We start from the raw sequence: 23,315 nt of genomic DNA on the forward strand, positions 1-23,315 counted from the left end.
AAACAAGAGGTTTATATGGCAACGCCAAGCATTAGTCCATCAAATGAAAATAGAATTAATACTAACTATCAAAATGAAGATGTTAATTTAAATATTGATGAGGTGAAAATAGAATATAATAGATCGGAAAGTAGCCTCACTAATAAATTGAAAGTTTTAATTGAAAATGCCAAAAAAGATATTAATCAAACTATTCCTGTTTTATCTGAACCTGAAATTAAGAAACCTAATATAAAAATATTATTAGATGAGTTGGATGTTAATCTTCCTATAGATAAAAATAAAATTATAAAAAATACGGGACAATTTAATTTTATTTCAGATGAAATGATGAATTTAATTAACCTCATTGTTAAATATTTAGAGGCAATGATAAAGAAATTTGAAGCATCAAGAGAATTAGGGGCAACTTTGATGACGGTTGAACTCAATATGGCAGATCAGATGAAGGATAACCTTAATAAAAAAGCCAGTATTATGCTAACTGCGGCAATTAGCAGTGCAGCTGTGTCAATGACGATCCATGGTTTAGGCGCCTTTACTTCCATTAAAGGTATGGGGAAAGAGCTCATTGGTCACTCTAATCCGATGATGGTGAAAGGGACATTAATAACGGCGACTGCCGATCCTTTAGCGCGTATTGCGGATCAATCATTACAAATTAATGCGATCAAAATTGATGGTGAACAAAAAATATTAGAGGCTCGCAGTAGTACAACCAATCATGTTATTAATAATAATAATGAGCTCCAGCGTGAAGTCGCTGAAATTATCAAAGCATTATTACAAGCGATTGAAGCTATTATTCACGCAAATCAAGATGCCGCTTCTTCTATTGGCTCCAATGTAAGAGGATAAATAATGCATAAAGTTATTTATCAAGGGGGTGCTAATACACATTTTGATAGTTATTCTACTTTAGAAATCAATGATATCAGTGGATCTAAGCGTCACTATTCTGAAAAAGAAGTTTGTGAATTATTAGAAAAGATACAGCAAGAATATAAAGATATCTATATTGATAAAGGGTTAAATAGTAAAGAAAATATAAGTATTAACTCTCAAGAATCATCTCTTATTTTAAAGAGGAAATATGATAAAAATTGTTTTAATAATAAAAAAATAATTCAAGAGATTAATAAGATATCGTCGATAATAGAAAAAGCCCCTCCATCGGGCAAATCAACGACAGATTCACTGCACGATCTCTTTAATGAAGTTAAACAATCTATCGTAGTGGGTAAACATGGCTATTTAGATATATTGAAATCTATTTTCTCTAATTATATGGACTATGTTAAAGAGTTACGAGAAGCCATTTCTTCATTAAGTCAATATACAAAAGCAGGAAAAAAAGATGGATACATTGCGATTAATTATGTGAAATTCTATGAGGGATTAAATTCTGTTGTAAAAAAATATAAAAGCATGAGGGAGAAAGATTCTTTTTTCTATAATAGAATGCTATTTTCTTATTTAGGTGATGGAAAATATCACCGTCAATTTAATAATAATGAAATTTTTTACAAAAATAAAAATCAAGTAGAAACTTCAATTAAATCAGTGGAGAAGATTTTAAAAGGAATAAAAGGTATTAATATTACACTATCACATTTTCCTGTGAAATTAGATAAAAATACATTAGTTGAAAGGGAGACGTCTCCTCCTATTAAAACTGAAGAGTTGGAAAAAGACAAAAAAGAATATCCATTAAATAAAGAGATGAATCAAAGGGCGCTATTACTGCCTGATAATTGTGATATTGACATAGAGTGTCTGTGTTCAATTGATTTTTCTGATATTGATAAATTGATGGATCTTTTTGAACCTTATCTTGCTTCACTGGGGGTTTTATCAGAGACAAAATTAAAAGAGAAAAGAGAGTCATTGGTAAAAGATCGAGCACTTGAAGTAAATCGAAGAGCAGAAATAATAAAATCTAAAGATTATAAAGGATTTATAATACCGTTGATTGATATTGATGAAGAGATGGGAAAAATTATTGAGGAAAATGATAATAAAATAAAAAATAGCAATATATATCATGATAAATTGCAAACTGAATTTGATTTATTTAAAAAGTCATTAGATTCTGTAGAGAAAAGAATTAATGTGAATATGGATGAGCTCTCTAAAAAGTTTAGTTCAGCAAATAGTAATTATGATAATTTTATCAAAATAATCAGTAGTACCATGAATACTCTACTTGAAATGGCAAAAGGATTTTTACGATATTAACTTTAGATTGATAAAAAATAATAATTAAGACTCATTTTTGACTTTATAAAAAGACTTAATAATGCTGCTACTTAACATGCAACTTTGGAATATATTAATTCTAAGTTGCTTCTTTTATTATTAATAATATAAGAGGTTAGGTTATGGCTACCGCTATTGATGTCAACAATTATCATGTTGATCATAAAATATCCTTAAATTTATATTCTAATCCGATTCCGCATGATGAAGAAGTGGAAAATTTTTTAAATAATATTTATTATTCTTTAGAGGATATAAAAAAAGAAAGTAAAAATATTAACAATTCTTATTATGAAGAAAATAATTTTACAGAGAAACAGAGATCATATATCAATGATAATATGTATGTTCAATCAAAAATGATAGAAAAAAAAGCATTGAATGATTTGAATACATTATCTCGGAGCTTACACGATAATGCTCTTAAAAAAGAGTACTCGACCGATTCATTGTTTGATCTTTTTAATGATGTAAAACAATCTATAGTTGCAGGTAAAAATGATTATCTTGATGTTTTAAAAGATATATTTGCAAAGTATATGGAGTTTGTGAAAGAACTAAGAGAAATTCTTGCTTTACTGAGTGATGCAGTTAAAGCTGGGAGTAAAGACGGTTATATTAATATCGATATTAATGATTTATTGAATAATTTACTGGATCTCAGAGATAAAGCCGCAAGGAATTTCTTTAATTTATCCATGTCTTTTACAAAAGATGCACAAGGGCATTTTCATCGAGATGTTAAAGATGAAGAAATATATTATGAAAATAATTATAACGTTGATAGTGCGGTTAATGCCTTAGACAAATTATTAAATGAAATAAAAGGTGTTAAATCAGAAAAAAAAGATAACTCTATACCGCCAGATATCTCATTTGGTTTTAGTGCCAGTATTGATGTTTCATCTCTGGATAAATTAATTGATTATTTAATGAAAATGGATTCATTTCCTCATGATATTTTACAAACTGAATTTGATCTTTTGAAAAAGACATTAGATGCTTTCGAGAAAAATATTAATACTAATCTTGATGAGTTATCTAAAAAATATAGTTCAGCAAATAGTAATTATGATAATTTTGTTAAAATAGTGAGTAGCACAATGAATACATTATTAGAAATGGCTAAAGGTTTTTTACGTTTTTAAATATAGATAGAGTAAAATTATGGATAATGCGATTTTTTAGGGATAAAAAGAGCGGATAGAAAATAACTATCCGCTTTTCACTTTACAAAGAATAATGCAAATTAGAATTTATATTCCATACCTAACCAATAATTACGGCCATCTTCCATATAACCTTGAGTATATTCATAAGACTTATCAAAAAGATTATTTACAGAAGCATTAGCAGAAACACCATATCCAAAATCATAATCTAAACGAAGGTCAGTTTTGGCATAACCTGTCAGTTTGTCATTTTCATCAATGCGGTTATAGGTCCAGCTTTGTGCTTCTTCCATAATGGTAAAGCGAACCTGTTCAGCAGGAATAAATGTTATCCACATATAGGCTTTATGTTTTGGTAAACCTTCAACGTGTGCTATTTGTTTAGGATCGCTATGGATATAGCTGTAATTTAAGCCTAGCTCTAACCAATCTGTCACATTACCTTTAGTACCTAAATCAAGCCCAATATAGTCAACACGTCCACTATTTTGGTTTTGAAAGAATGCGTTGCCACCACGGTAAACAGTATGTGCCATAATCGCATCACTGACTCGGTTATAGTAAATACTGGTTTGGTAACCCCATTTATCTGTAATGTGCCCTTCATAGGTTAAGTCGAAAGATAATGCACGTTCAGGATCTAAATCTGGATTGATGATCCCTTTAGAGCCATCTTTAGGTTTTTCAGTGGTATAACGCTCTTTTTGTGTAGGGAAACGGCTGCGATCAGACACAGAGAAACGAACATTGTCATTATTGGCTAACGAGTATTTCGCCATCATTTCCCAGTTAAAGGCCGTTTGCTTGTTATCATCAGCGCCTTTATCAGTCTCAACGCTATCGCGCCAGTCATAGCTAATTGCACCCACTAAATCGAGATCATTCGTGGCAGCCCATTGATATTCTGTTGCTAAAGACCACGTTCTATCTTTATAACGCATCCAATCACCATTTTTCTCTTTCTGAGAACGGTGAACGTCATCTTTCCAGTGAGCAGCGAAAGAGAGTAGATCATTATCACGAGTATCGATAGCTAATTGTAATGCGGCACCGGTACTGTAGTCGTCATAGTGACTGTAATCAGGTGTATCGCCTTTTTTAGGGTACATATAAAGGGTATTTTCAAATTTATCGTGATAAGCACGACTTTGTAATTTCATACCATCAGTAATTTGAGTAGTGCCGCTATAGTAATAGCTTTCTTTGTTGTAATCTGGCCATGCCCAATATTTAAATTTACCTTTGCCTAATGTGGATGGCGGGCTATTTTTTTCACCGTCTTGTTTTACATAAGTTAGGGTATATTCGTCAGAAGCGCGTGGTGTCCAACCCACTTTGATCATGCCACGTTTATCATTTGTTGCTGAATTATCACGACGTCCATGAGTGCCTGCCGCCGCATTATTTTCATCAGCACCGGGAATTGGAGTAAAACGTTGTTTTAATTGGCTACCACTGATTTGAATAAATCCTAAATCATTACGTACACCTAAGCGTGCACTCATATTGTGTGCATAATCAGCACCACGAGCAAAACCTTGAGAATAAGCAATGCTTCCTTCTAAGGGTTTTTTCGGCGTCGCAGTGGTGATATTAATTGCCCCTCCCATTAAGTTAGGGCCTTGCAATAATGAGGTATAGCCTTTGTTGACTTCAATGCTTGCCAGATCGTTTGTGGTAAAACGTGCCAAGTCTAAGTTGCCATCGTAAGGAACATAAGTTGGAATACCATCAAAGAATACAGGCACTTGGCGGCTATCAAACCCACGCACTTTAAAGGTGTATTCATTACGGTTACCCGATTTTTGCATTACAACACCGGGTAATGTTGAAATTGCTTGCGCCGCATTGACCTTATTTTGTTCAAGCATTTGTTCTTGCGTCAATATATCTGGATTTGCTGCAATTGGGCTACTCCATACGGTTAATAAGTCGGGAGTGGGTTGTCCATAAGTGGTGTCAGCAAGTGCAATACTGGGTAAGAGAGCAAGAGATAAACAGTAGCATAGAGGTTTTAATTTCATCATTTCAATCTCAGTTTATAATCTATATGTGATTTTTTATATAACGATATGCGTAAAAATAAATGAATAAAAAGAGTGCTACATTTGTTAGCACTCGGTTTTTTTATAAAATAAAGCAACAAACTCATATAAAAGAAGTTCAGCAAAGATGTTCTTCTATGCCACTACAACTATTTCCTTGTTATCACTTCTGTTACATTGAATTGATGTTGTGTTTATTTATTATTAATTAAATATGTAAATATTCACTTACTTATAAGTTATTATTTTTATTTAATCTTTTTTGTAAAGACGAACTTTAATATCCGTAGGTGGAGCATAATAAGGTGAAGACGTTACCATCAAGGTAATGCCCGTTTGTGCATATTTTTCGATAGTATTGAGGTTAATACCGCCAGCAACAGAAAGATGACAATGTGGTGCAATATGTGGCACTTCTTGTTGTAGCAGTGCGATATCTTCAATAGAGAACTTATCGAGCTGTAAAATATCAGGCTGTGCTTTTAACGCCTCTCTTGCTTGTTCAATATTATCAACTTCTACAACAATGCATTTTTCAGGTGCAGCTTGGCGTAACTGCTTAACATGTTGCGCCCAATTATTTGGCTCTGATAAAAATCGACGATGGTTAGTAAAGAGCAAAATAGTTTCAGAGCAACCTTGACGATGAATGACACCACCGCCCGCTAGTACGGCTTGGGTCGCCAGTAATTTAGTATTAGGGATATTTTTACGTGTACACGCAATTTGCCCTTTAGGTTGATAGCGGTGATAAATATCTAGCATTCTTGCCATATAATCACTCACGCCACAGCTCCACTCAAGGACATTTTGTACCACTTTCCAGCCTTGATGTAGTGCATCAGCACGACCTTCAGCTGTGATTAAACAATCATCGGCATTAGCAAAATCACCATCTTGTTGATGTGCGGTTACTACTAATCCTAATTTTTCCAATAAGCGACAACCTAGAGTGATCCCACTGACGCAACCTGCTTCACGGCGTGTAAACGTCATTGTGCCCAGTTGATTACTAATATTCAGTGCTCGGCTGGTGAGATCACCATATTGAATATCTTCCATCAACAAATTATCAAGAAAGGTATCAGGATAATAAATCATAGGGTTAGCTCACTTTCAGGAACAACATCCCAAGAAACCATTGCCCAATCACGAGTTGGTGAAATTAGGGAAATACCTTTTTCAATACTTTCATGATAGTAAGTTGTTAGGCGTGTAATTTCGTCTTCGCTTAAAGGCCCTACGGAGAAGTTAATACCTTCAATAAATTGTTCAAGACTATTGAAATTGCTTTGGCAATTACGGCTACGGATGTAATCCACTTTAGGGTGAATGCCCATTTGGTTTAGCATATTCACAGCATAAATGTACGTTGGAAGAGTAGGAACATTTCGACCCAGTAAGCGAATAATGCGTTGATCAACAAAGGTTGGCGAAACTGTGTGAGTGGTATAAACACGTAATTTAGCTTGGCGATTTAGTTTTAACAGCGCTGTTTTTAAATCCATGACTAATGTTGAACGTGAAGCAACGGCAATATCACAACGAGGAAGCGTATCCCAGCTATCTTCCCATGAACACGTTATAAATTCTGCGTGGTTGATGCCCGCTTGTTCAGCTCTGCGTTTAGCGACCGCTAACATCCCTGTACTGTAATCAATACCAATCGTTTTTTTGAATTTATCTGCAACATGAATACTGATAGAGCCAGGGCCACAACCTACATCTAATAGGGTTTCAGCATCGGTAAAATCCATCATTTCACGAAATTTTATTAAATAGGGATCGTTAGGGTTGGCACAGGTTTCTGCCATTTTTTCAGCACGTTTATCCCAATGTTCCGGCTCTTTTTTGGTTCTTTCTGCCTGTACCATATGGTTTTTATAAAGTTCAGCAAAATCTGTGGTTTCAATTGTGTTCATATTCTTGCCTATGGTCATTTTTATTATCAGAGTATGCGTGAAAATGCGCCTGAATATCTGTTGGTTGTACACCATAAAGGTGCGCTAAATTGTCGGGTGTCAGCAAAATATCAGGTCTATCTTGCAAAACGGGTACATGAGGTGTCAGCAAAATGACATCATCAGCCAAAGAAGCAGCATGTTGGGGGTGATGTGTAGACATAAAAACACTGATCCCTAATGCTTTTAATGCGTTAACTTGGGTAAGCAGTTTGATTTGATTACCAAAATCAAGGCTTGCTGCGGGTTCATCCATAATCAACAATTTGGGTTGTTGTACCAAAGCGCGTGCAATGAGTACCATCTGTTTTTCACCGCCACTTAAGGTATCAAAAGTTCGGTAAGTAAGATGAGAAAGCGAAAGCATTTCTAAGGTTTCCATTGCCATTGTTTTATCTTGTGAGCTTGGCATCGAAAAAAAGGAGAGATGCGCGCCTCGACCCATGACAACCATATCAATAACATTGAAAGAAAAGGGAATATGTGTTGCTTGAGGAACATACGCCACAATTTTGGCAAGTTCTGTTGGTGACCACTCACTTAGTGTTTTACCCACAATATTAATCTCACCATCAATACAAGGTATTAGGCCTAATAACGTGCGCATCAATGTCGTTTTGCCGCAACCATTGGCGCCTAATAAGCAAATTATTTGCCCTTGTTTGATATGAAAGGAGAGATCTTTAATTAAGGGTTTACCTTTGTAACCAATGGAGAGTCGATTGGCGTTAGCAATGATCATGTGCCTTTCCTCGTTCTGAGCAATAACATTAAGAAGAATGGCGCACCAATGGCGGAGGTTAAAATACCTAATGGGAGTTCAATATTGGCAATCGTGCGGGCTAATGTGTCAGTAATTAATAACATAATAGCACCAACAAGCAAGGAAACAGGGAGTTGCTGGGTAAAGTTAGCACCCACTAACAATCTGGCAATGTGAGGCACAATTAAACCTAACCAGCCAATAATGCCCGCAATAGAAACCGCACTTGCGGTTATTAATGTCGCAGACAAAATAAAGACAAGTCGTGTAACTTCGACATTTAAACCCAATGTTCTGGCTTCTTCATCGGAGAGACTGAGTATATTCATACGCCAACGCAGTAAAATTAACGGAATAAAGCCCACTAACATTAAAGGTGCGACAGAAAGTAAATCAGAAGCGGTAATAGTCGAAAGACCACCTAAGAGCCAAAAGGTAATTGAAGGCAATTGTGTATAAGGATCGGCGAGAATTTTCATCAATGAGATTGCGGAGCCACATAGTGCACTGATAGCAATACCGACTAATACAAGTGAAAGTACGGGATCATGTTGTTTCGCAAGTCTTGAAATAAAGTAGACTAGAGCAACGGTTGATAAACCGCCCGCAAAAGCGAAAAGTTGAATCGACAACATGGATTGTCCAAGAAAAATACCTAAAACTGCACCGACACCAGCGCCAGACGAAACACCAAGAATATCAGGTGATACTAAAGGGTTACGAAACATGCCTTGATAAGCCGCACCTGCAATCGCCAATCCTCCACCAATTAAGATTGCAGCCAGAACGCGAGGAAATCGTATTTGCCAAAAGACCGTTTCAGTTCGGCTGTATTCCACATTACCAGTTAATTTATTACTCACTAGAGTCCACAGCTCATTGGTAGTAAGTGAATACTTACCACTAGTGATCGCAATTAACGTGATAATGGAAAATAACGCAAAAAGAAGCGTGATGCGTGCCGATTGACTCATGTATACCCCAGCAATTGCTGACATTGTTCAGTACTTAATTGTGTATGGTAAAAATGAGCAAAATAGTTTTGCAGATCGTAAGCGACTTGTTTTTCGATTCGAGGATCGAAATGGCTTTGTAGGCGACGCATTCCCATTAAACGATTAATACCCGGAGGGCCATCTAACCAACCAAATGGTAAGCCTTTAAACAGTAATACTTTTTTGTTTTTAACGGCTTGGAGGCTTTTCCATACAGAGTCTTGCATTATTTGCTGATAGGCATTTTCATCTTGTGTGATGATAATTTCAGGATCCCACATTAACAGCTGTTCAGGTGATACATCCGTCAACCCGGTGAAATCGGGCACATCTACCACGTTTTCAAAACCTAATGCCTCAATGGCTTCTGTATGAATTGAGCGTCTTGCTCCCGTTTGTAATCCTTTTGCGCCACGAGCAAGATAAAAACGCGGGCGCACTTTTTGTTCAGAAACAAATAGGGCTGCATCACTAAGGTATCGTTCTGCAATTTGCGCTAATGTTTCTGCTCTTTCTGTAACCCCTAATAAAGCCCCCGTTTGACGCAATTGGGCAGGACTATCTTTTAATGTGCCATCAATTAACACATAAGGTATACCAGTTTGATCAGAAACTCGTTTTGCTAATGAGCGATAGGTTTCATCTACATTTCCACTATCAATAATGATATCGGGTTCTAGCGTTAGTAAAGCTTCTAAAGATAAGGTGCTTCCTCGTCCTGACAAACGCCCTAAACGGGGTAATTTACGTAAGTCCTCTGCAAATAAAGGGCTTTTCTCTAAATTAAGGGATGAGAAGCCTAATAGTTTTTCAGGGGCTAATGCGAGCAATAATTGATCGGTCGGAGGCCCAGCACTGATCACGCGATGGATTGCCGTTGATGCCGGAATATGACCGAATTGTGCCGCAATACGCGAGGTTATCGCAGCTCTTACCGAATGTGGAAGTGCAGATAATGTCGCAATTGTTGTGAGGTAAGTTAGAAATTGTCGTCTGTGGATCGCCATAAGTTCACACTATTTATTGTTTTATATCGGTATCGTTGTTTCATTTATTATATAGCGAAGAATACTATATTTCCTTTGGCTTAAGTCAAGGGATAGTCAGTCAAAATCAAATCTGTGCACACATCTGAAAAACTTTATTCGAAATAGTGTATAACGTAAGGCTATAATCAGCGTTCTTGGAAAAATAAAGCGCGTATTAATACGAATGTTTTTGGATAGTTGCGATATAAAATGAAGAAAAAACGCCCCTCATTACAGGATGTAGCTTCACGTGTTGGTGTCACCAAAATGACGGTTAGTCGTTTTTTGCGTAACCCAGAACAGGTCTCCGAAGCTTTACGAGAAAAAATTGCGCGCGAGTTAGATAGTCTTAATTATATTCCTAACCGTGCTCCTGATATCTTATCTAATTCTACCAGCCATGCGATTGGGGTATTGCTGCCTTCTTTAACTAACCAAGTTTTTGCTGAAGTTATTCGTGGTATTGAATCAGTAACAGATAAATACGGCTATCAAACTATGTTAGCGCACTATGGATATCGTGCTGAAAAAGAAGAAGAACGCCTACTTTCATTGCTCTCTTATAATATTGATGGGCTTATTCTTGCAGAAAGAACACACACACCAAAAACAATAAAAATGCTAGAAACAGCAGGTATTCCAGTGGTGGAAATTATGGATAGCGTTTCACCTTGTTTTGACTCTGCTGTGGGATTAGACAATATTGATGCATCACAACAGATGGTCAGTGAAATGATCAAGCGTGGCTGTAAACGTGTTATTTATCTTGGTGCAAGGCAGGATGAACGTACTCTAATGCGTTTAAACGGGTACGAGAAAGCGATGCAAAATGCAGGCTTACCTACAGGTAGTGTAATGACACCAAAAAGTTCGTCGTATTCGTTAGGCGCTGAATTATTACATGCTGCACGTAAGCAATACCCCGATTTAGATGGGCTTTATTGTACCAATGATGATATCGCCATTGGTGCTGTTTTTGAGTGCCAGCGTTTAGGTATTTCAGTGCCTGATGATATTGCTATCTCAGGTTTTCACGGACATGACGTGGGGCAAGTAATGACTCCTCGTCTGGCGAGTATCTTTACTCCGCGTGATGAAATGGGGCAACAAGCAGCAGATTTATTGCTTAAACGCATGAAAGGCAAAATTGCTCGAGGACAAGTTATTGATGTTGGTTTTCGCATTATTACAGGTGAAAGCATATAAGAATTTAATATATTGATAATGTTTAGATTTATCATTTAATAACCCTAGTGTTATGAAATAATGAACATTAGGGTTTTTTATTGAGCCTTAAATAAATATCGAGTCACTCCTCCAATATTTTGTTGTCAGTTTGTAGATCATCTTACTTTCATTTGAGAGTCGCCTCACATTTTCACTTCTTAGTTGATCTTCGTTGTTGTATTTACCTTACCACTTCGGATATGTTACCCGTAACAGTTACGGGTAACATTACAAAAAAGACTTAATATCTGCCTTAAAGGAGCATTCTATGAACGATACCCAATCCCTACACCATGTTTTCATCTTAATGGGGGTATCAGGCAGTGGTAAATCTGCGGTCGCAAGTGGTGTGGCACAACGTACAGGTGCTGCATTTTTAGACGGTGATTTTCTACACCCTCGCTCAAATATTACTAAAATGGCATCAGGCCACGCTTTAAATGATGAAGATCGTAAACCTTGGTTACAAGCACTAAATGATGCTGCTTTTGCGATGCAAAGAACGAATAGCGTATCGCTAATTGTCTGTTCTGCATTGAAAAAAAAATATCGTGATATGTTAAGAGACGGCAATCAATGCCTGCACTTTTTATATTTAAAAGGTGACTATGAGCTGATTGAAAGCCGCTTAAAAGCACGTAAAGGGCACTTCTTTAAACCTCAAATGTTAGTGACTCAATTTGAAACCTTAGAAGAGCCAACCAACGCTGAAAATGATGTGTATGAAATTGATATTTCAATGCCACTTGATGATGTAATTGAAAGTGCAATTAATAAAATAAATTCAGTGACACAAGGGGCTTTTGAAGGGGAAACAGTATGAGTACATTAACGCTTGTGCTAACTGCGGTTGGCTCGGTTCTATTATTACTCTTTTTCGTTATGTATGCGCGTTTGCATGCATTTATTGCATTGATGATTGTTGCTATCGGTGCAGGTATTTTCTCTGGAATGCCACTTGAAAAAATCACACAAACTATGCAAAACGGAATGGGTGGAACATTAGGTTTCCTCTCTATCGTGGTCGCACTGGGTGCAATGTTCGGTAAAGTGCTACATGAAACTGGGGCATTAGACCAAATCGCAGTCCGATTATTAAAATATTTTGGTGAAAAACGAGCTAACTACGCATTGGGTATTGCAGGCTTAATTTGTGCATTACCTCTGTTTTTTGATGTTGCCGTTGTCTTATTAATTGGTGTTGTATTTGCGGTTGCTCGTCGTACTGGTGGCAATGTGGTGAAAATGGCTATCCCTCTGTTTGCGGGTGTTGCAGGTGCTGCCGCCTTCTTATTACCGGGACCAACACCGATGCTATTAGCTGACCAAATGAACGCTGATTTTGGTTGGATGATTTTAATTGGTTTATGTGCGGCTATTCCGGGCATGTTACTAGCTGGCCCTATCTTCGGTAACTTTATTAGCCGTTACGTTACCTTAGAATTACCAAAAGATTTAACTGAACCAAGTCTGGGCCAAAACAAAATGCCTTCTTTTGGTTTTAGCCTTGCTCTTGTGTTATTGCCTTTAGTGTTAGTGGGATGCAAAACCATTGGCGCACGTTTCGTTGAGGAAGGTTCTCAGTTATATAATATTCTTGAATTTGTTGGTCATCCATTTATCGCAATTCTTGTGGCTTGTTTAGTGGCTATTTACGGTCTTGCTATTCGTCGTGGTATGAGCAAAGAAAAAGTAATGGAAATCTGTTCTGCTGCAATCCAACCTGCGGGGATCATTTTGTTGGTAACGGGTGCCGGTGGTGTTTTTAAACAAGTGCTGGTGGATTCAGGTGTTGGTCCGGCATTAGGGAATGCTTTAATTGGTGCAGGTATGCCAATTGCGGTGGCGTGTTTTATTCTTGCTGGTGCTGTGCGTGTTATTCAAGGCTCTGCAACGGTAGCGTGTTTAACTGCAGTAGGTTTAGTTTTACCAGTTATCAATGAGTTGGGCTACAGTGGCGCACAAATGGCGGCATTATCAGTGTGTATCGCGGGTGGCTCTATTATTCTTAGCCATGTTAATGACTCAGGTTTCTGGTTGTTTGGTAAATTTACTGGTGCGACAGAAGCACAAACCTTAAAAACATGGTCTTTAATGGAGACTATTCTGGGTACAACAGGTGCAGTTATAGGCATGATCTTCTTCGCTTTTCTCTAATATCTAATCTTTATTTTCACATTGTTAGCGCGTCTTTTGACGCGCCTTTTTTCATTACAATAAATAACTATTAAATGTGACAGAAAATACCAAATTTCTCATTAACCTATAGGTTTCTTTATTTCGGTGGGTACACTAGGGTTGTCATATTATGGTTGACTATAATTCGCTTTTTATTAAACACACTGATTGCAATATTCACACAATCACACTTATTCGAGATTCAATTTTAGCATCAAGTAATAAGCTACAAAATAAGCTCAGTTTGCTTGATGAAATGGAACATCTCTTTAGCCAAATGTTAGATAACTCACAATCATTGACTCAATTTCTAAATGAAGTGGATGCGCATTTTACATATAGCCGAAAAGAGATAGACGATTTTTCAAGTTGGCTGAAAAAAATTAAAGATAGTGCTAGCAATATTGATAGGCTTTCCAGTCAGGCGAATATTTTATCAATTAATTCAGCAATTGAAGCTGGACACATCGGGCGTGAAGGAGCGGGATTCTCAGTCTTAGCCCAAGAGATGAAAAAATTATCATTAGAAATCCAGAAACAAGCTTCTTCTATTGCCAGCATTAATAATAATTTAGGTGCTCGTTTTATTCCTGTTAAAGCAACCACAGAAAAAAACCAACAGCAGGTTCAACAAGTTAAAACACTGGTTGAAGAAGGGCATCAAAATTTAACGTCACTGTCAGAACAAGCTAGCGAGCTTAAACATATTTTTACCTTTCTTTCGATGCAACAGTTTTTTAATACGGTTAAACTTGATCATGTTTTATGGAAAGAAGCGATTTATATCCATTTATTGAATAATGATGATGAACACTGTGTTAATCAGCATACAGAGTGCCGTTTAGGCAAATGGTATTATCAAGGTGATGGGCGGAAATTTGCAGGTACAGAGGCTTTTCGGCGTTTAGAACAGCCGCATAAGTTAGTGCATGAATGTGGACGTTTAGCATTAAAGGCCAATATAGAAGATAATCAAGAAATGGTTGCACACTATATAGAGCAAATGGAACAAGCCAGCGTTGATGTTATCAAATATGTTGATGTTTTATTAAACTCAGATAATTACTAACTTGATGAATAAAACAAGAAAAACAAAAAGGAGCGATAAGCTCCTTTTTGTATGTTGAACTGCGTGAATTAGCTCTTGTTTATTAAGGTATTTAATTGGCTATAAAGTGTATTGGCACTGCTTTCATAACCTTCCCGAGAAAGATGAACACCGTCAGGTCTGGCTAAATCATACAGCGCCCATGCTTTTATCGAACATTCGCCACCCATATAATCACGCCAATCCCAAAAGAGCGTCTTCTCTTGCTGAGCCACTTCTTTTTGAATTCTGATAATATCACTTAGCCATTGAGGTTGTTGTGAACGACAATCTGGTGCTTCTTTATTTTTAACTGAATCAGACGGTCCAATTAATAAGATAGCGCTATTAGGCGCTTGTTGGCGAATTTGACGAATTTTATCCGTCAGTTGTTGGCGATAGGCATTTAAATCAAAAGTATCATTAAAGGCTTCATTGGTACCATAAGCTAAAATCACCATATCAGGATTTAGCTGGCCTAATGTTTCTGTCCATTGTGCGCCCCATCTATCCATCATATTGATTGTGGCACCATTAATGCCTAACGAGGAGAGCATGACGCCAGGTTGTTGATTGGTGATCAACCAACCCCCTAATTTAACTGGCTGGCTTTTGCTAACTGTAATACTGACTGGAAAAGTCATAGTAATTGGATTTGAAAACTGCCATTTACCTTGCGTTTGCGATAATGAAAGGACTTTGCTTGTCGATGACTGTACATTTACTTGTGCTGTAGTTGGCGTTTTATAGAGCGCTTGTAATTGATAACGTTGCTGAGTTATTGGGTTTTCAGATAACTGTAATTTAGCCCATTTAGCTTGTGGTTCACTAATAAACCCGCCCAATGGGAAATCAGGATCGCTATCTTTTCTGCTTGAAAGCAGTGTCCATGCTTTTTTATCGCTTTGGTATTGTACGTTTGCAATACGTTGTCCTGCGATATTAGTCGGAGGAATAAAACCAATACCACCATTACCGTAATCGGCTTGAAAACGTTCACGCAACTTACCACTGAAAAAATCAGCCGCAGTATGAGAATCCCCTAACTGAACAATGTGCACTGTTTGATGGCCTTGTTGTAACCTTTTAACAAAGCTTGAAAAGTGAGGGTCGTGATAGTTGTAGAGTTGTCTTGAACCATCAGCAGGTAATACTGTGGGGGTGGGTAACTTCACTGTTTTTTCAGTGTCTTGATTACAAGCAACTAAGAGAGAAACTAAAGCCAGTATGATTGAGCTACTGACTAAAGTCTTACACTCAAGGATGTGCGTTAATTGTTTCATTTACAATAACCGTGTTTTTATCTTTTACATCATCGACTGCATTATCTTCTTTTGTTTCTTCTTGAAGATGAATACGTGAGAATACCTGTTGAGCAATAATTTGCTGACCTTTTAAGCTAAAATGAATACCATCACCGGCTCTTAACTTAACACGGCTACTACCATCACCCATATAATCAGAATAAATATCTTTCTCATATTTAAACATATCATTGACGGAAAGGTAAATTTCACCCATTTTCTCAGCTTCTTCACGGTAAAGTTTATCAAGATATGCCATGCCTTCAGATAACTTCTGCTTACGCATATTAGGTGGCCCAACCCAAATAACCGTAACATTATTCTGTCTGGCATTTTCTATAATGCCTGCAATGCGTGCTCGATAAGTTGATTCCCATGCTTCACTAGCAAATTTTAAATAACGCCCACCACCATCAGGTGGCATATCCCAAGGATCGTTAGGGCCTAAAAAGACCACCAGTAATTTAATGGTATCGTCACTGGCTAAACGTGTTGCAATAGTTTGTGGCCAATTAAAAAAGCGCGGATAAGCAAGTCCTGTACTTTGTTTACTTAAATCAATACTGCTGATGTTGTAATCCGTTTGCAGTTGGCGTTTAAGTAGTGGCGCGACGCCTTGCATCATTGAGTCACCCGCAAATAGGACTTTATCTTTTGGTGATAAGATAATTTCTGTTTTTTGAACGATAGGTTTTAAGGCTTCTAATGCCGCATCAGAGACGTCAGTAACGGAATGGTAAGGTAATCCTCCCATTATTTGCTTACGCTCCAATAATTGCGGAAAGCGTTGCGTTAGTTGAGATGCAGGTCGCGTATACCCATTAAAGAAGTGCAAGCCCACAGCAAAACCTTCAGGAAGTTGTTCTGGTGTGGAGGTTGGTACAATAGGTTTTGCTTGATTATCAGGATGGTGAACCTGTAGATAATCGCCGTAGCTTTCTATTGCAACAAATACGCCATCACGCAGTTGTCCCCCCACTTTCCAAGTATAATAATGAGAAAGCCCCGACCAAGGAGCAGGGCGATGATATTGTTGTTGCCAAAAGCGCTCTAGTGATGTTTGGTTTAGCCAAATCAGTAAAAGGGTACTCAACAGCACCATTAAGGCAACTTTTGCTGTCTTTTTTAGGTTTGAGCAGAAATCAAAAGCTGGCATAAATAAATCCTGGCACCCCATCTGGAGACAACATAAAAATAATAGTGAGGATCAACGCAAGTGGTAGAGGGTAAACATACCACGGCACTTTTTTCTCAAGACGAGCCACTATCTCCTTTAAGGTCACAAAGCAAGGATAAAGCAAGAACAGTCCCCAGAACATAAAGAGCGTTAAACCCTCAGCTTGTAATGATGCCCAAGCGCCCGTACTAAAGAGTTGCCGTATTAAGACAAACGCATCACCTACAGTTTGACTGCGGAAAAATATCCACGCAAAGCAAACAAAGTGGAAAGTGATTATCCATGACAACAACATATTTAATGACGATAACGCACTCGGTGGGGTATTTTTCTTCAAAGGAAAGAGACGGTGTTTAATATTTAATAGCACCACACCAATCCCATGAATAGCACCCCAAATAATAAAGGTCATGGCAGCGCCGTGCCATAATCCAGAAATCACCATAGCGGCAAAGGCATTAAAGTTTTGTCTAATCACGCCTTTACGATTACCCCCTAAAGGAATATAGACGTAATCACGAATAAAGGTAGATAAACTGATGTGCCAGCGACGCCAGAAATCGGCTAAGTTTATCGCTAAATAAGGGGCATTAAAGTTACGAGGCACGACAAAGCCTAGTAATAACGCGATACCAGTGACAAGATTGGTGTAACCCGAGAAATTAAAATAGATATGCCATGCGTAGGCATAAACTGCCGTCAGCACTTGTCCGCTTTGCGCTAAATCAGGCGCATTAAATACCGGATCAACATAGTTTGTTGAAAACCAACCACTTAACCAAAAGAGTTTTGCGATTGCTAAAACAATCAGCATTATTGCTCCTTTGTAATCAATGATTTTACGGGTTGGCGCCTGAATTTGCGGAAGAAATTCTTTAGCACGATTAATCGGGCCAGCTACGATGCTTGGGAAAAAGCACAGATAAAGCACAACATCCAAAAACGGGGCTTTGGGGATCTCTTTTCGACAAACGGAAACCACATAACTGACCGAATGGAATATATAGAATGAAAGCCCTAATGGCGCAAGTAACTCAATCAGCGGTAACTCAATGCTGAGTCCCCATTGCTGGAATGCTTGGGTGAGTGTTTCTTGGAAGAAGGAGTAGTATTTAAAGGCTGTAAAGTAGACACCCACCAATAACCCTAATAGCCAATAAATGACTTTAGAAGATGTGTACTTAGTTAATATATTCGCCAGTAAATAAATAAACAGTGTATAGCTTAATAAGATTATCGCAGGACGATAATCCGCATAAAAAAGAAAAGCATAACTGACTGTAATCAGTAGGATATTTTGGATCTTAACGTGCTTTTGGAAGAGCCAATATAGAATAAAAAAGCTAACAAAGGCTCCGAGAAACTCGAATGAAAAAAAATTCATAAATGGCTCTAAGGGTGTGATTTAAAAGTCATACCAAATGTATTACCCCATATATTATGAATTCTAAGCTGGCTTTCAATCAAAAGATTATCTTGTGATAAATAAAAGCCACTTTTCTCTAGAAAGAAAAGTGGCTTTTTGCCAGATGAAAGCCTGTTAAGGCTTAACTATCTTGTTTCGACTGCAACTGAACTTGAGTGATCAGTTTTTTATTTGAGTCGAACATTTCGGTCAGATAATCGTTATAACTTGAACCCAATTCTGAGTAACCTTTCAAGTCAGTGATTAACTGGCGAGAGTCGAGTTGTTGCTGCGTCATTCTTTGCTGTGCTCTTGAGGAGCGCAATGAATTATAGGCGCGGTGCGTATTGAGATTACGCATATAAGCAATCACTGAGCCTTCAATATCAGGGTAGGCTGCATAGCCTTTGGTTTTCCCTGGAACGTTATTGCAAGACTGACTCCCACATCGCATACCGAACAGATTGTTATTTTGTTGTGCCAACTTTGATGTTCCCCAGCCAGATTCTGTAGCGGCTTGCGTTGCGACAAAGTGTGTCGGAATAATATCAACGCGAGTCAGTAACGAATCCCAATTTACTTTTTTAGGGCTGGTACATGTGACGCCATAGTATTGACAGATTTCACGCAGTTTTTTTAAATCTGCGCTGCCCCAGTGCTGGGCTTTACGTTGAGCAGTTAACCACTCACGATCTCTCATTATCTTATTATTAACATTGTCAATAATAGGAACTATGACATTTAAAAACGCTTTCTTACGCTGTGTTCCCGAAGGGTATCTTTTCAAATCTGGCAACGGTGTTGACGTGCTTTTGAAAGAATACGCCTGCAGTATCTGGGAACTGCTGGTACTGGTTGAAGCAAAACTTACACCAGTAAATAGTAGTGAAATCAAGAAAGCGAAGACGGCACTTGTCCTCATCAATTGAGAGGGCATTGCTTCTCCTCGTTTAACTGGATAAAAATCGAACGAATACTAGCAAATTACTTTTTTTATAGCTACAAAATATCACCTCACATTAGGATAACTACGAGTGATTTGTTAAATAAATGTATAAGGTTTACTGGAAGGCCACGTTTTATAATCGCTTTTTTCCTTTAACAAAAAATGCTTTTTTGATAAAAACTTAAATTTGTCTTATGTAAAAAGCGGTGACTTAACCCAAATTTAGTAAAAATAAGGGTTTTTAATGTGTCAGTTTTGTTTGTTATTTAGTCAATTTTTGTTGTTTTTGGTCTAGTTTTATTATCAATTTCACGCGCTTTTTCTGCTAAATCAGTAAAATCCGCCTCATGCCAATAGGTTTTTGGATATGGTAAATTTGCCATTTGCGTTGTTGGCCAAAGCTGAAATTCTGCTAATTGTTCTAAAACATAACCAGAATAAGTACTAGGTAATGTGAGGTAGTGTGGAGATGCGGTTTCCTCAAAAGGTAACACCGGATACCGCATATCTGAGATATGATAATCACGCATTAAAACTAAAAATTTGTCAGGAACACGTTGTTGACTATCCCACCATTGTCCATCAATCACATCAAACCATTGTTGTGTTAATTGACGAGGTTGAGCTTCTAATTGATAGAGCGCGGAAGGAATGATGCCCTGCATTGATTGATTATAGTGCTCAAGGCTGGTGGCGTGACCATTAAGGATCAAAGTGAGTGAAAGTCGTGCACCAATTAAGTTTGAGTAGAGATCTTCAGGTGAAAATGCAGAGATACCCTCGGAGAATCCTGGCACAGAACGAAAACCATACCATTGTGCAATTTCATGCCATACCGCAAGACGATAACCTAATCGCGCGGCAAGATAAGCACTTAAGGTATAGCGTTCTGTTTCATCTTTAGGTGGGGTAAAAGCATTAAAGTGTATTTTACGTTGTGCTAGTTCATTGCTTAGTGTTAGCGTCCACTCTTGGCCTAACTTTGGATAGATATGGCTAAAGAGGTAGTAAGTATAATCTGCCGTATCACGAATATGGGCGATATCGAGGAATCCTCCTTTATGAGAGTAAATTAAACCTGATTTCTCACTCCCAAAACCTAATACGGCTGCTGTACCAAGCCAAAAGCTATCGTTATAACGATGATTACCTAATGTCGAAGCTTCAACTACATTATCAATACGATAAAAAGGCACGGGTATTTCAAACGCTTTGACTTTTAAGTTATAACCAAAAGCACAACAAGGTCTCAAGCCATTAGGTGCTGTTAGTGGTGCGGGTATTTGCCAAATCTGTGTTGCCTTTTCATTGGTAACACTATCAAGATTGGCATGCAGAGATTTAACAGGTGCGACTTGAGTACAACCTGCAATAAATAAGAAGAAGACAATGGTGTTGATAAAAAGAAACCGCTTAAACATCAAAATGCTTCACCTACTTGAAAATAGAATCCTGTGCTTTCTTTACCGATACCAAAATCAAGGCGTACATTCATGCGAGGTTTGAACTCAAATCGATAACCGATGCCAACACTCGGTAACCAATGGCCTTGACCTAAGTCACGCGCTTGATCACTTAACGTACCACCGCCAACCCAAAGTGCAATGCCATGTCGCCAATCGAGTTTTTTACGGTACTCAACTTGGGTTGAAAAAACATGATTATCTTGATATCGCCCCTCATAATAGCCTCGCATTTGGTGACCATTACTCAGTTTAGATAATTGGCTCCAAGGCACATCACCTGATGTAAAACGCGCATAATTATCAAATGCCAATACCGCGGTATCACTCAAAGGATAATAGTAGTTATATTGTATCTGTGTCGCATTAAAGCGGTTATTACTGCCAGTATCCGGTGAATAATGGGTATAGCTGATATCAAATGCCTGACCTTGGCTCGCATTAGGCAAAAAATCACGACTATCATAAGTAAAACGGACACTTAATCCAGAGCTGGTTGAGCGCAAAGGTAAATCGCGTTGATCCATATACACTTTAAATGGATTATCGGGCGCGGCGGCTTGTAGATTTGAATAATCCCAGCCTAAACCAATATAGGTGTTTTTAGTGATTTGACGCAGTAACGTGGGCGTTAGACGCAATTCTTGAGAGCGAAATTCGCCGAAATGATCTTTTACACGCCCTTCGTGATAACCTTCACCCCAATAATTAGTTGGTACATTATTTAATGTTCCAGTGAGATAAAAGCGCCATGTATCATTAGCCAAATAAGTGTAGTTACTAAAGGTCATACCAAAAGCCCCTGTCGAGGAGCCAAAGCCACTTAATGAGAGTGACGATATTTTGCTATCAGGGCGGCTGTCTGCTTGATAAAGCCCCACAAGGGCGATACCGACACCTAATTCTAATTCAGGCGTATAGAAAGGCCCGGGTAAAATACCCCAGTCGATAGTTTTACTGCGATCGAAGCTATTTTCTCCGCCTAATCCTACTAACCATTGGTCTATTTGTTGTCTATCAGGAAAGAGTTGTGCTTGTGCTGTGTGTGAAGTAAAGAGGCTGGCAAATGCCAGCCCAAAAATAAAAGGGTATTTAACCATTAAAAACGGAACTCACCAGAGACAAAAAAGCTATTACGGTTATTAAAACCGAGTTCTGTAATGACATTAAAGTTACGTGTGACTTCTAAACGTGCACCTACTGTTTGGTTCCATTTATGAGCAAGATGCTGTTCAACATCGAATTTAATATCCCCACCAAATATTCCGACCATTTGTTCAAAGTTGGGTGGTAAATTTAACTTGCTAACATCACCTCTAAAACGTTGAGTAATATCTTGGTACATTGCACCTGTCCACACTTGCAGTTTGGTATTGCCTTGACCAGAAATTAACGGTTCAAAGATAAACTCATAACCTACTCGAGGTGAAATCACTAACGCTTTAATATCACCGTCTAAAATATCAAGGTTAGTTTTGGTGTAGTTTAAGTCAAAAGTACCAAAGAACTGGTTATAGCCCCCTGCTAAAGTAAAACCTCCACCATAAGTTTTGCCTTCAAAATCTAAATTAAATATTTCGTTTTGAGCAACAGGGATAACGAAACCGCCACCAAAGTCAGCGCGAACATCGTTTAGAACAGAACGAGAAGTACCTTTAGTTTTACCGTATAAGCCATAAACATTGAAAAAAGGAAACACCCAACTGTCTAATTTAAGCATATGGGTTTCACTTTTTTCACGAGTGTGTCCCACATCAATTTTGACAACATCGCTGATTTCAGGCCATGCAGGTGTCGAAAAGCCAATTTTATCCACGATAATATCTTGACGTAGATTCATATAACTATAGCTTGCACCAAATGGCTCAGGAATATCATAACCACGAGCACGGGCTTCATCACCCCAAATTGGTAAAACACGAGATTGGCTTGCTGGGGTACGTGTATCTAGCGAACCTTCATTATTTAATGCAGTGCCACCAGATTGGCTCACACTTAAAGAGAGCAGAGGACGATCGCTGTCCGCATAAGAAAAACTCGTGGCAAGGAGGGAGGCGGTCAATACCACCTTATTTAAATTGGAAAAGTTCATACATAACCCACAGAAAATTAAAAAAGTAAGTAGTAAAAGAGTAGCCGTAAATTTTAATCTTTTTCTAATTGATGGTCACCAGCTATAAGTGCGATATACAGTAAGAGATGCTTATATTTCGCGTTATTATAGGATTATTAAGGGTTTATTAAGTAAAAAACCTTATTTTTTCTAAGCTAATCTTAAGAAAAGTAGTCAATTAAAATTATAAAA

Annotated in this window: 20 protein-coding genes; 7 read left to right on the forward strand and 13 right to left on the reverse strand. The window is 37.8% G+C overall.

Annotation, left to right across the window (positions count from 1 at the left end; all coding sequences use genetic code 11):
- Window positions 1-15 precede the first annotated feature (15 nt).
- The 3 genes from ABN217_RS10225 to ABN217_RS10235 all read left to right on the forward strand — a co-directional run bounded on the left by ABN217_RS10225 (window position 16) and on the right by ABN217_RS10235 (window position 3,407).
- Entirely contained in the window at window positions 16-858 is an 843-nt protein-coding gene (locus ABN217_RS10225; protein ID WP_196554527.1) for a type III secretion protein, read from the forward strand.
- Window positions 859-861: 3 nt separating this feature from the next.
- Window positions 862-2,238, forward strand: coding sequence for an IpaD/SipD/SspD family type III secretion system needle tip protein (locus tag ABN217_RS10230; protein WP_231619354.1), 1,377 nt, complete (start codon window positions 862-864; stop codon window positions 2,236-2,238).
- 143 nt (window positions 2,239-2,381) lie between these two features.
- Entirely contained in the window at window positions 2,382-3,407 is a 1,026-nt protein-coding gene (locus tag ABN217_RS10235; protein ID WP_197269839.1) for an IpaD/SipD/SspD family type III secretion system needle tip protein, read from the forward strand.
- 101 nt (window positions 3,408-3,508) lie between these two features.
- Here the strand turns inward: ABN217_RS10235 and ABN217_RS10240 are convergent, their stop codons facing one another.
- The 6 genes from ABN217_RS10240 to ABN217_RS10265 all read right to left on the reverse strand — a co-directional run bounded on the left by ABN217_RS10240 (window position 3,509) and on the right by ABN217_RS10265 (window position 10,202).
- Window positions 3,509-5,455 (reverse strand): TonB-dependent receptor plug domain-containing protein, encoded by a 1,947-nt coding sequence (locus tag ABN217_RS10240; protein WP_196554584.1) that lies wholly within the window; start codon window positions 5,453-5,455, stop codon window positions 3,509-3,511.
- Between the two features lie 273 nt (window positions 5,456-5,728).
- The gene (modD, locus tag ABN217_RS10245) at window positions 5,729-6,577 is read right to left on the reverse strand and encodes a ModD protein (RefSeq protein ID WP_196554525.1); all 849 of its coding nucleotides are present in this window, start codon (window positions 6,575-6,577) and stop codon (window positions 5,729-5,731) included.
- Complete coding sequence (locus tag ABN217_RS10250) at window positions 6,574-7,398, reverse strand: class I SAM-dependent methyltransferase (protein ID WP_072069106.1); 825 nt, start codon at window positions 7,396-7,398, stop codon at window positions 6,574-6,576. The genes modD and ABN217_RS10250 overlap by 4 nt, the downstream gene beginning before the upstream one ends.
- Window positions 7,385-8,179: an ABC transporter ATP-binding protein gene (locus ABN217_RS10255; protein WP_196554524.1), complete on the reverse strand. Its 795-nt coding sequence runs from the start codon at window positions 8,177-8,179 to the stop codon at window positions 7,385-7,387. The genes ABN217_RS10250 and ABN217_RS10255 overlap by 14 nt, the downstream gene beginning before the upstream one ends.
- Window positions 8,176-9,174 carry a FecCD family ABC transporter permease gene (locus ABN217_RS10260; RefSeq protein WP_349459371.1) on the reverse strand — a complete coding sequence of 333 codons (999 nt, stop codon included), beginning with the start codon at window positions 9,172-9,174 and terminating at the stop codon, window positions 8,176-8,178. The genes ABN217_RS10255 and ABN217_RS10260 overlap by 4 nt, the downstream gene beginning before the upstream one ends.
- Window positions 9,171-10,202, reverse strand: a complete 1,032-nt coding sequence (locus ABN217_RS10265; RefSeq protein WP_349459373.1) for an iron ABC transporter substrate-binding protein — start codon at window positions 10,200-10,202, stop codon at window positions 9,171-9,173. Before ABN217_RS10265 ends, ABN217_RS10260 begins: the two co-directional genes overlap by 4 nt.
- A gap of 231 nt (window positions 10,203-10,433) precedes the next feature.
- Here ABN217_RS10265 and gntR point away from each other — a divergent pair, with 231 nt between their 5' ends.
- From gntR to ABN217_RS10285, 4 genes are all read left to right on the forward strand, one after another.
- Window positions 10,434-11,429: a gluconate operon transcriptional repressor GntR gene (gene gntR / locus ABN217_RS10270; RefSeq protein ID WP_115350275.1), complete on the forward strand. Its 996-nt coding sequence runs from the start codon at window positions 10,434-10,436 to the stop codon at window positions 11,427-11,429.
- A 289-nt stretch (window positions 11,430-11,718) separates the two neighbouring features.
- Window positions 11,719-12,273 carry a gluconokinase gene (gene gntK, locus ABN217_RS10275; protein WP_196554521.1) on the forward strand — a complete coding sequence of 185 codons (555 nt, stop codon included), beginning with the start codon at window positions 11,719-11,721 and terminating at the stop codon, window positions 12,271-12,273.
- Window positions 12,270-13,607 carry a gluconate transporter gene (gntU, locus tag ABN217_RS10280; RefSeq protein WP_072069100.1) on the forward strand — a complete coding sequence of 446 codons (1,338 nt, stop codon included), beginning with the start codon at window positions 12,270-12,272 and terminating at the stop codon, window positions 13,605-13,607. The genes gntK and gntU overlap by 4 nt, the downstream gene beginning before the upstream one ends.
- Before the next feature lie 151 nt (window positions 13,608-13,758).
- On the forward strand, window positions 13,759-14,697 hold the full coding sequence (locus ABN217_RS10285; RefSeq protein ID WP_196554520.1) for a methyl-accepting chemotaxis protein: 939 nt from the start codon (window positions 13,759-13,761) through the stop codon (window positions 14,695-14,697).
- A gap of 68 nt (window positions 14,698-14,765) precedes the next feature.
- Here the strand turns inward: ABN217_RS10285 and ABN217_RS10290 are convergent, their stop codons facing one another.
- The 7 genes from ABN217_RS10290 to ABN217_RS10320 all read right to left on the reverse strand — a co-directional run bounded on the left by ABN217_RS10290 (window position 14,766) and on the right by ABN217_RS10320 (window position 23,102).
- Entirely contained in the window at window positions 14,766-15,998 is a 1,233-nt protein-coding gene (locus ABN217_RS10290; RefSeq protein WP_197269844.1) for an SGNH/GDSL hydrolase family protein, read from the reverse strand.
- Window positions 15,973-17,175 carry an SGNH/GDSL hydrolase family protein gene (locus tag ABN217_RS10295; protein WP_349459374.1) on the reverse strand — a complete coding sequence of 401 codons (1,203 nt, stop codon included), beginning with the start codon at window positions 17,173-17,175 and terminating at the stop codon, window positions 15,973-15,975. The genes ABN217_RS10290 and ABN217_RS10295 overlap by 26 nt, the downstream gene beginning before the upstream one ends.
- Window positions 17,162-18,580: an MBOAT family O-acyltransferase gene (locus ABN217_RS10300; protein ID WP_349459375.1), complete on the reverse strand. Its 1,419-nt coding sequence runs from the start codon at window positions 18,578-18,580 to the stop codon at window positions 17,162-17,164. The genes ABN217_RS10295 and ABN217_RS10300 overlap by 14 nt, the downstream gene beginning before the upstream one ends.
- A gap of 163 nt (window positions 18,581-18,743) precedes the next feature.
- A complete protein-coding gene (locus ABN217_RS10305) occupies window positions 18,744-19,538 on the reverse strand; it encodes a protein bax (protein ID WP_109408381.1) in 795 nt (264 codons plus the stop codon).
- Window positions 19,539-19,813: 275 nt separating this feature from the next.
- Window positions 19,814-20,968 carry a DUF4056 domain-containing protein gene (locus ABN217_RS10310; protein WP_340893957.1) on the reverse strand — a complete coding sequence of 385 codons (1,155 nt, stop codon included), beginning with the start codon at window positions 20,966-20,968 and terminating at the stop codon, window positions 19,814-19,816.
- Window positions 20,968-22,110 (reverse strand): BamA/TamA family outer membrane protein, encoded by a 1,143-nt coding sequence (locus tag ABN217_RS10315; protein WP_340893955.1) that lies wholly within the window; start codon window positions 22,108-22,110, stop codon window positions 20,968-20,970. Before ABN217_RS10315 ends, ABN217_RS10310 begins: the two co-directional genes overlap by 1 nt.
- Window positions 22,110-23,102: a hypothetical protein gene (locus ABN217_RS10320; RefSeq protein WP_164526775.1), complete on the reverse strand. Its 993-nt coding sequence runs from the start codon at window positions 23,100-23,102 to the stop codon at window positions 22,110-22,112. The genes ABN217_RS10315 and ABN217_RS10320 overlap by 1 nt, the downstream gene beginning before the upstream one ends.
- Window positions 23,103-23,315: the final 213 nt, after the last annotated feature.

It is taken from the genome of Proteus sp. fly-1067, assembly GCF_040139345.1.
Taxonomy (GTDB): Bacteria; Pseudomonadota; Gammaproteobacteria; order Enterobacterales; family Enterobacteriaceae; genus Proteus; species Proteus vulgaris_B.

Bases quoted from the DNA above. Each gene is read 5' to 3' on its own strand.
- gntK (WP_196554521.1), top strand. From the start codon at position 11,719: ATGAACGATACCCAATCCCTACACCATGTTTTCATCTTAATGGGGGTA.
- ABN217_RS10240 (WP_196554584.1), bottom strand. From the start codon at position 5,455: ATGAAATTAAAACCTCTATGCTACTGTTTATCTCTTGCTCTCTTACCC.
- ABN217_RS10320 (WP_164526775.1), bottom strand. From the start codon at position 23,102: ATGAACTTTTCCAATTTAAATAAGGTGGTATTGACCGCCTCCCTCCTT.
- gntR (WP_115350275.1), top strand. From the start codon at position 10,434: ATGAAGAAAAAACGCCCCTCATTACAGGATGTAGCTTCACGTGTTGGT.
- ABN217_RS10230 (WP_231619354.1), top strand. From the start codon at position 862: ATGCATAAAGTTATTTATCAAGGGGGTGCTAATACACATTTTGATAGT.
- modD (WP_196554525.1), bottom strand. From the start codon at position 6,577: ATGATTTATTATCCTGATACCTTTCTTGATAATTTGTTGATGGAAGAT.
- ABN217_RS10310 (WP_340893957.1), bottom strand. From the start codon at position 20,968: ATGTTTAAGCGGTTTCTTTTTATCAACACCATTGTCTTCTTCTTATTT.
- ABN217_RS10255 (WP_196554524.1), bottom strand. From the start codon at position 8,179: ATGATCATTGCTAACGCCAATCGACTCTCCATTGGTTACAAAGGTAAA.
- ABN217_RS10295 (WP_349459374.1), bottom strand. From the start codon at position 17,175: ATGCCAGCTTTTGATTTCTGCTCAAACCTAAAAAAGACAGCAAAAGTT.
- ABN217_RS10225 (WP_196554527.1), top strand. From the start codon at position 16: ATGGCAACGCCAAGCATTAGTCCATCAAATGAAAATAGAATTAATACT.
- ABN217_RS10300 (WP_349459375.1), bottom strand. From the start codon at position 18,580: ATGAATTTTTTTTCATTCGAGTTTCTCGGAGCCTTTGTTAGCTTTTTT.
- ABN217_RS10235 (WP_197269839.1), top strand. From the start codon at position 2,382: ATGGCTACCGCTATTGATGTCAACAATTATCATGTTGATCATAAAATA.
- ABN217_RS10260 (WP_349459371.1), bottom strand. From the start codon at position 9,174: ATGAGTCAATCGGCACGCATCACGCTTCTTTTTGCGTTATTTTCCATT.
- ABN217_RS10250 (WP_072069106.1), bottom strand. From the start codon at position 7,398: ATGAACACAATTGAAACCACAGATTTTGCTGAACTTTATAAAAACCAT.
- ABN217_RS10265 (WP_349459373.1), bottom strand. From the start codon at position 10,202: ATGGCGATCCACAGACGACAATTTCTAACTTACCTCACAACAATTGCG.
- ABN217_RS10285 (WP_196554520.1), top strand. From the start codon at position 13,759: ATGGTTGACTATAATTCGCTTTTTATTAAACACACTGATTGCAATATT.
- ABN217_RS10305 (WP_109408381.1), bottom strand. From the start codon at position 19,538: ATGCCCTCTCAATTGATGAGGACAAGTGCCGTCTTCGCTTTCTTGATT.
- ABN217_RS10290 (WP_197269844.1), bottom strand. From the start codon at position 15,998: ATGAAACAATTAACGCACATCCTTGAGTGTAAGACTTTAGTCAGTAGC.
- ABN217_RS10315 (WP_340893955.1), bottom strand. From the start codon at position 22,110: ATGGTTAAATACCCTTTTATTTTTGGGCTGGCATTTGCCAGCCTCTTT.
- gntU (WP_072069100.1), top strand. From the start codon at position 12,270: ATGAGTACATTAACGCTTGTGCTAACTGCGGTTGGCTCGGTTCTATTA.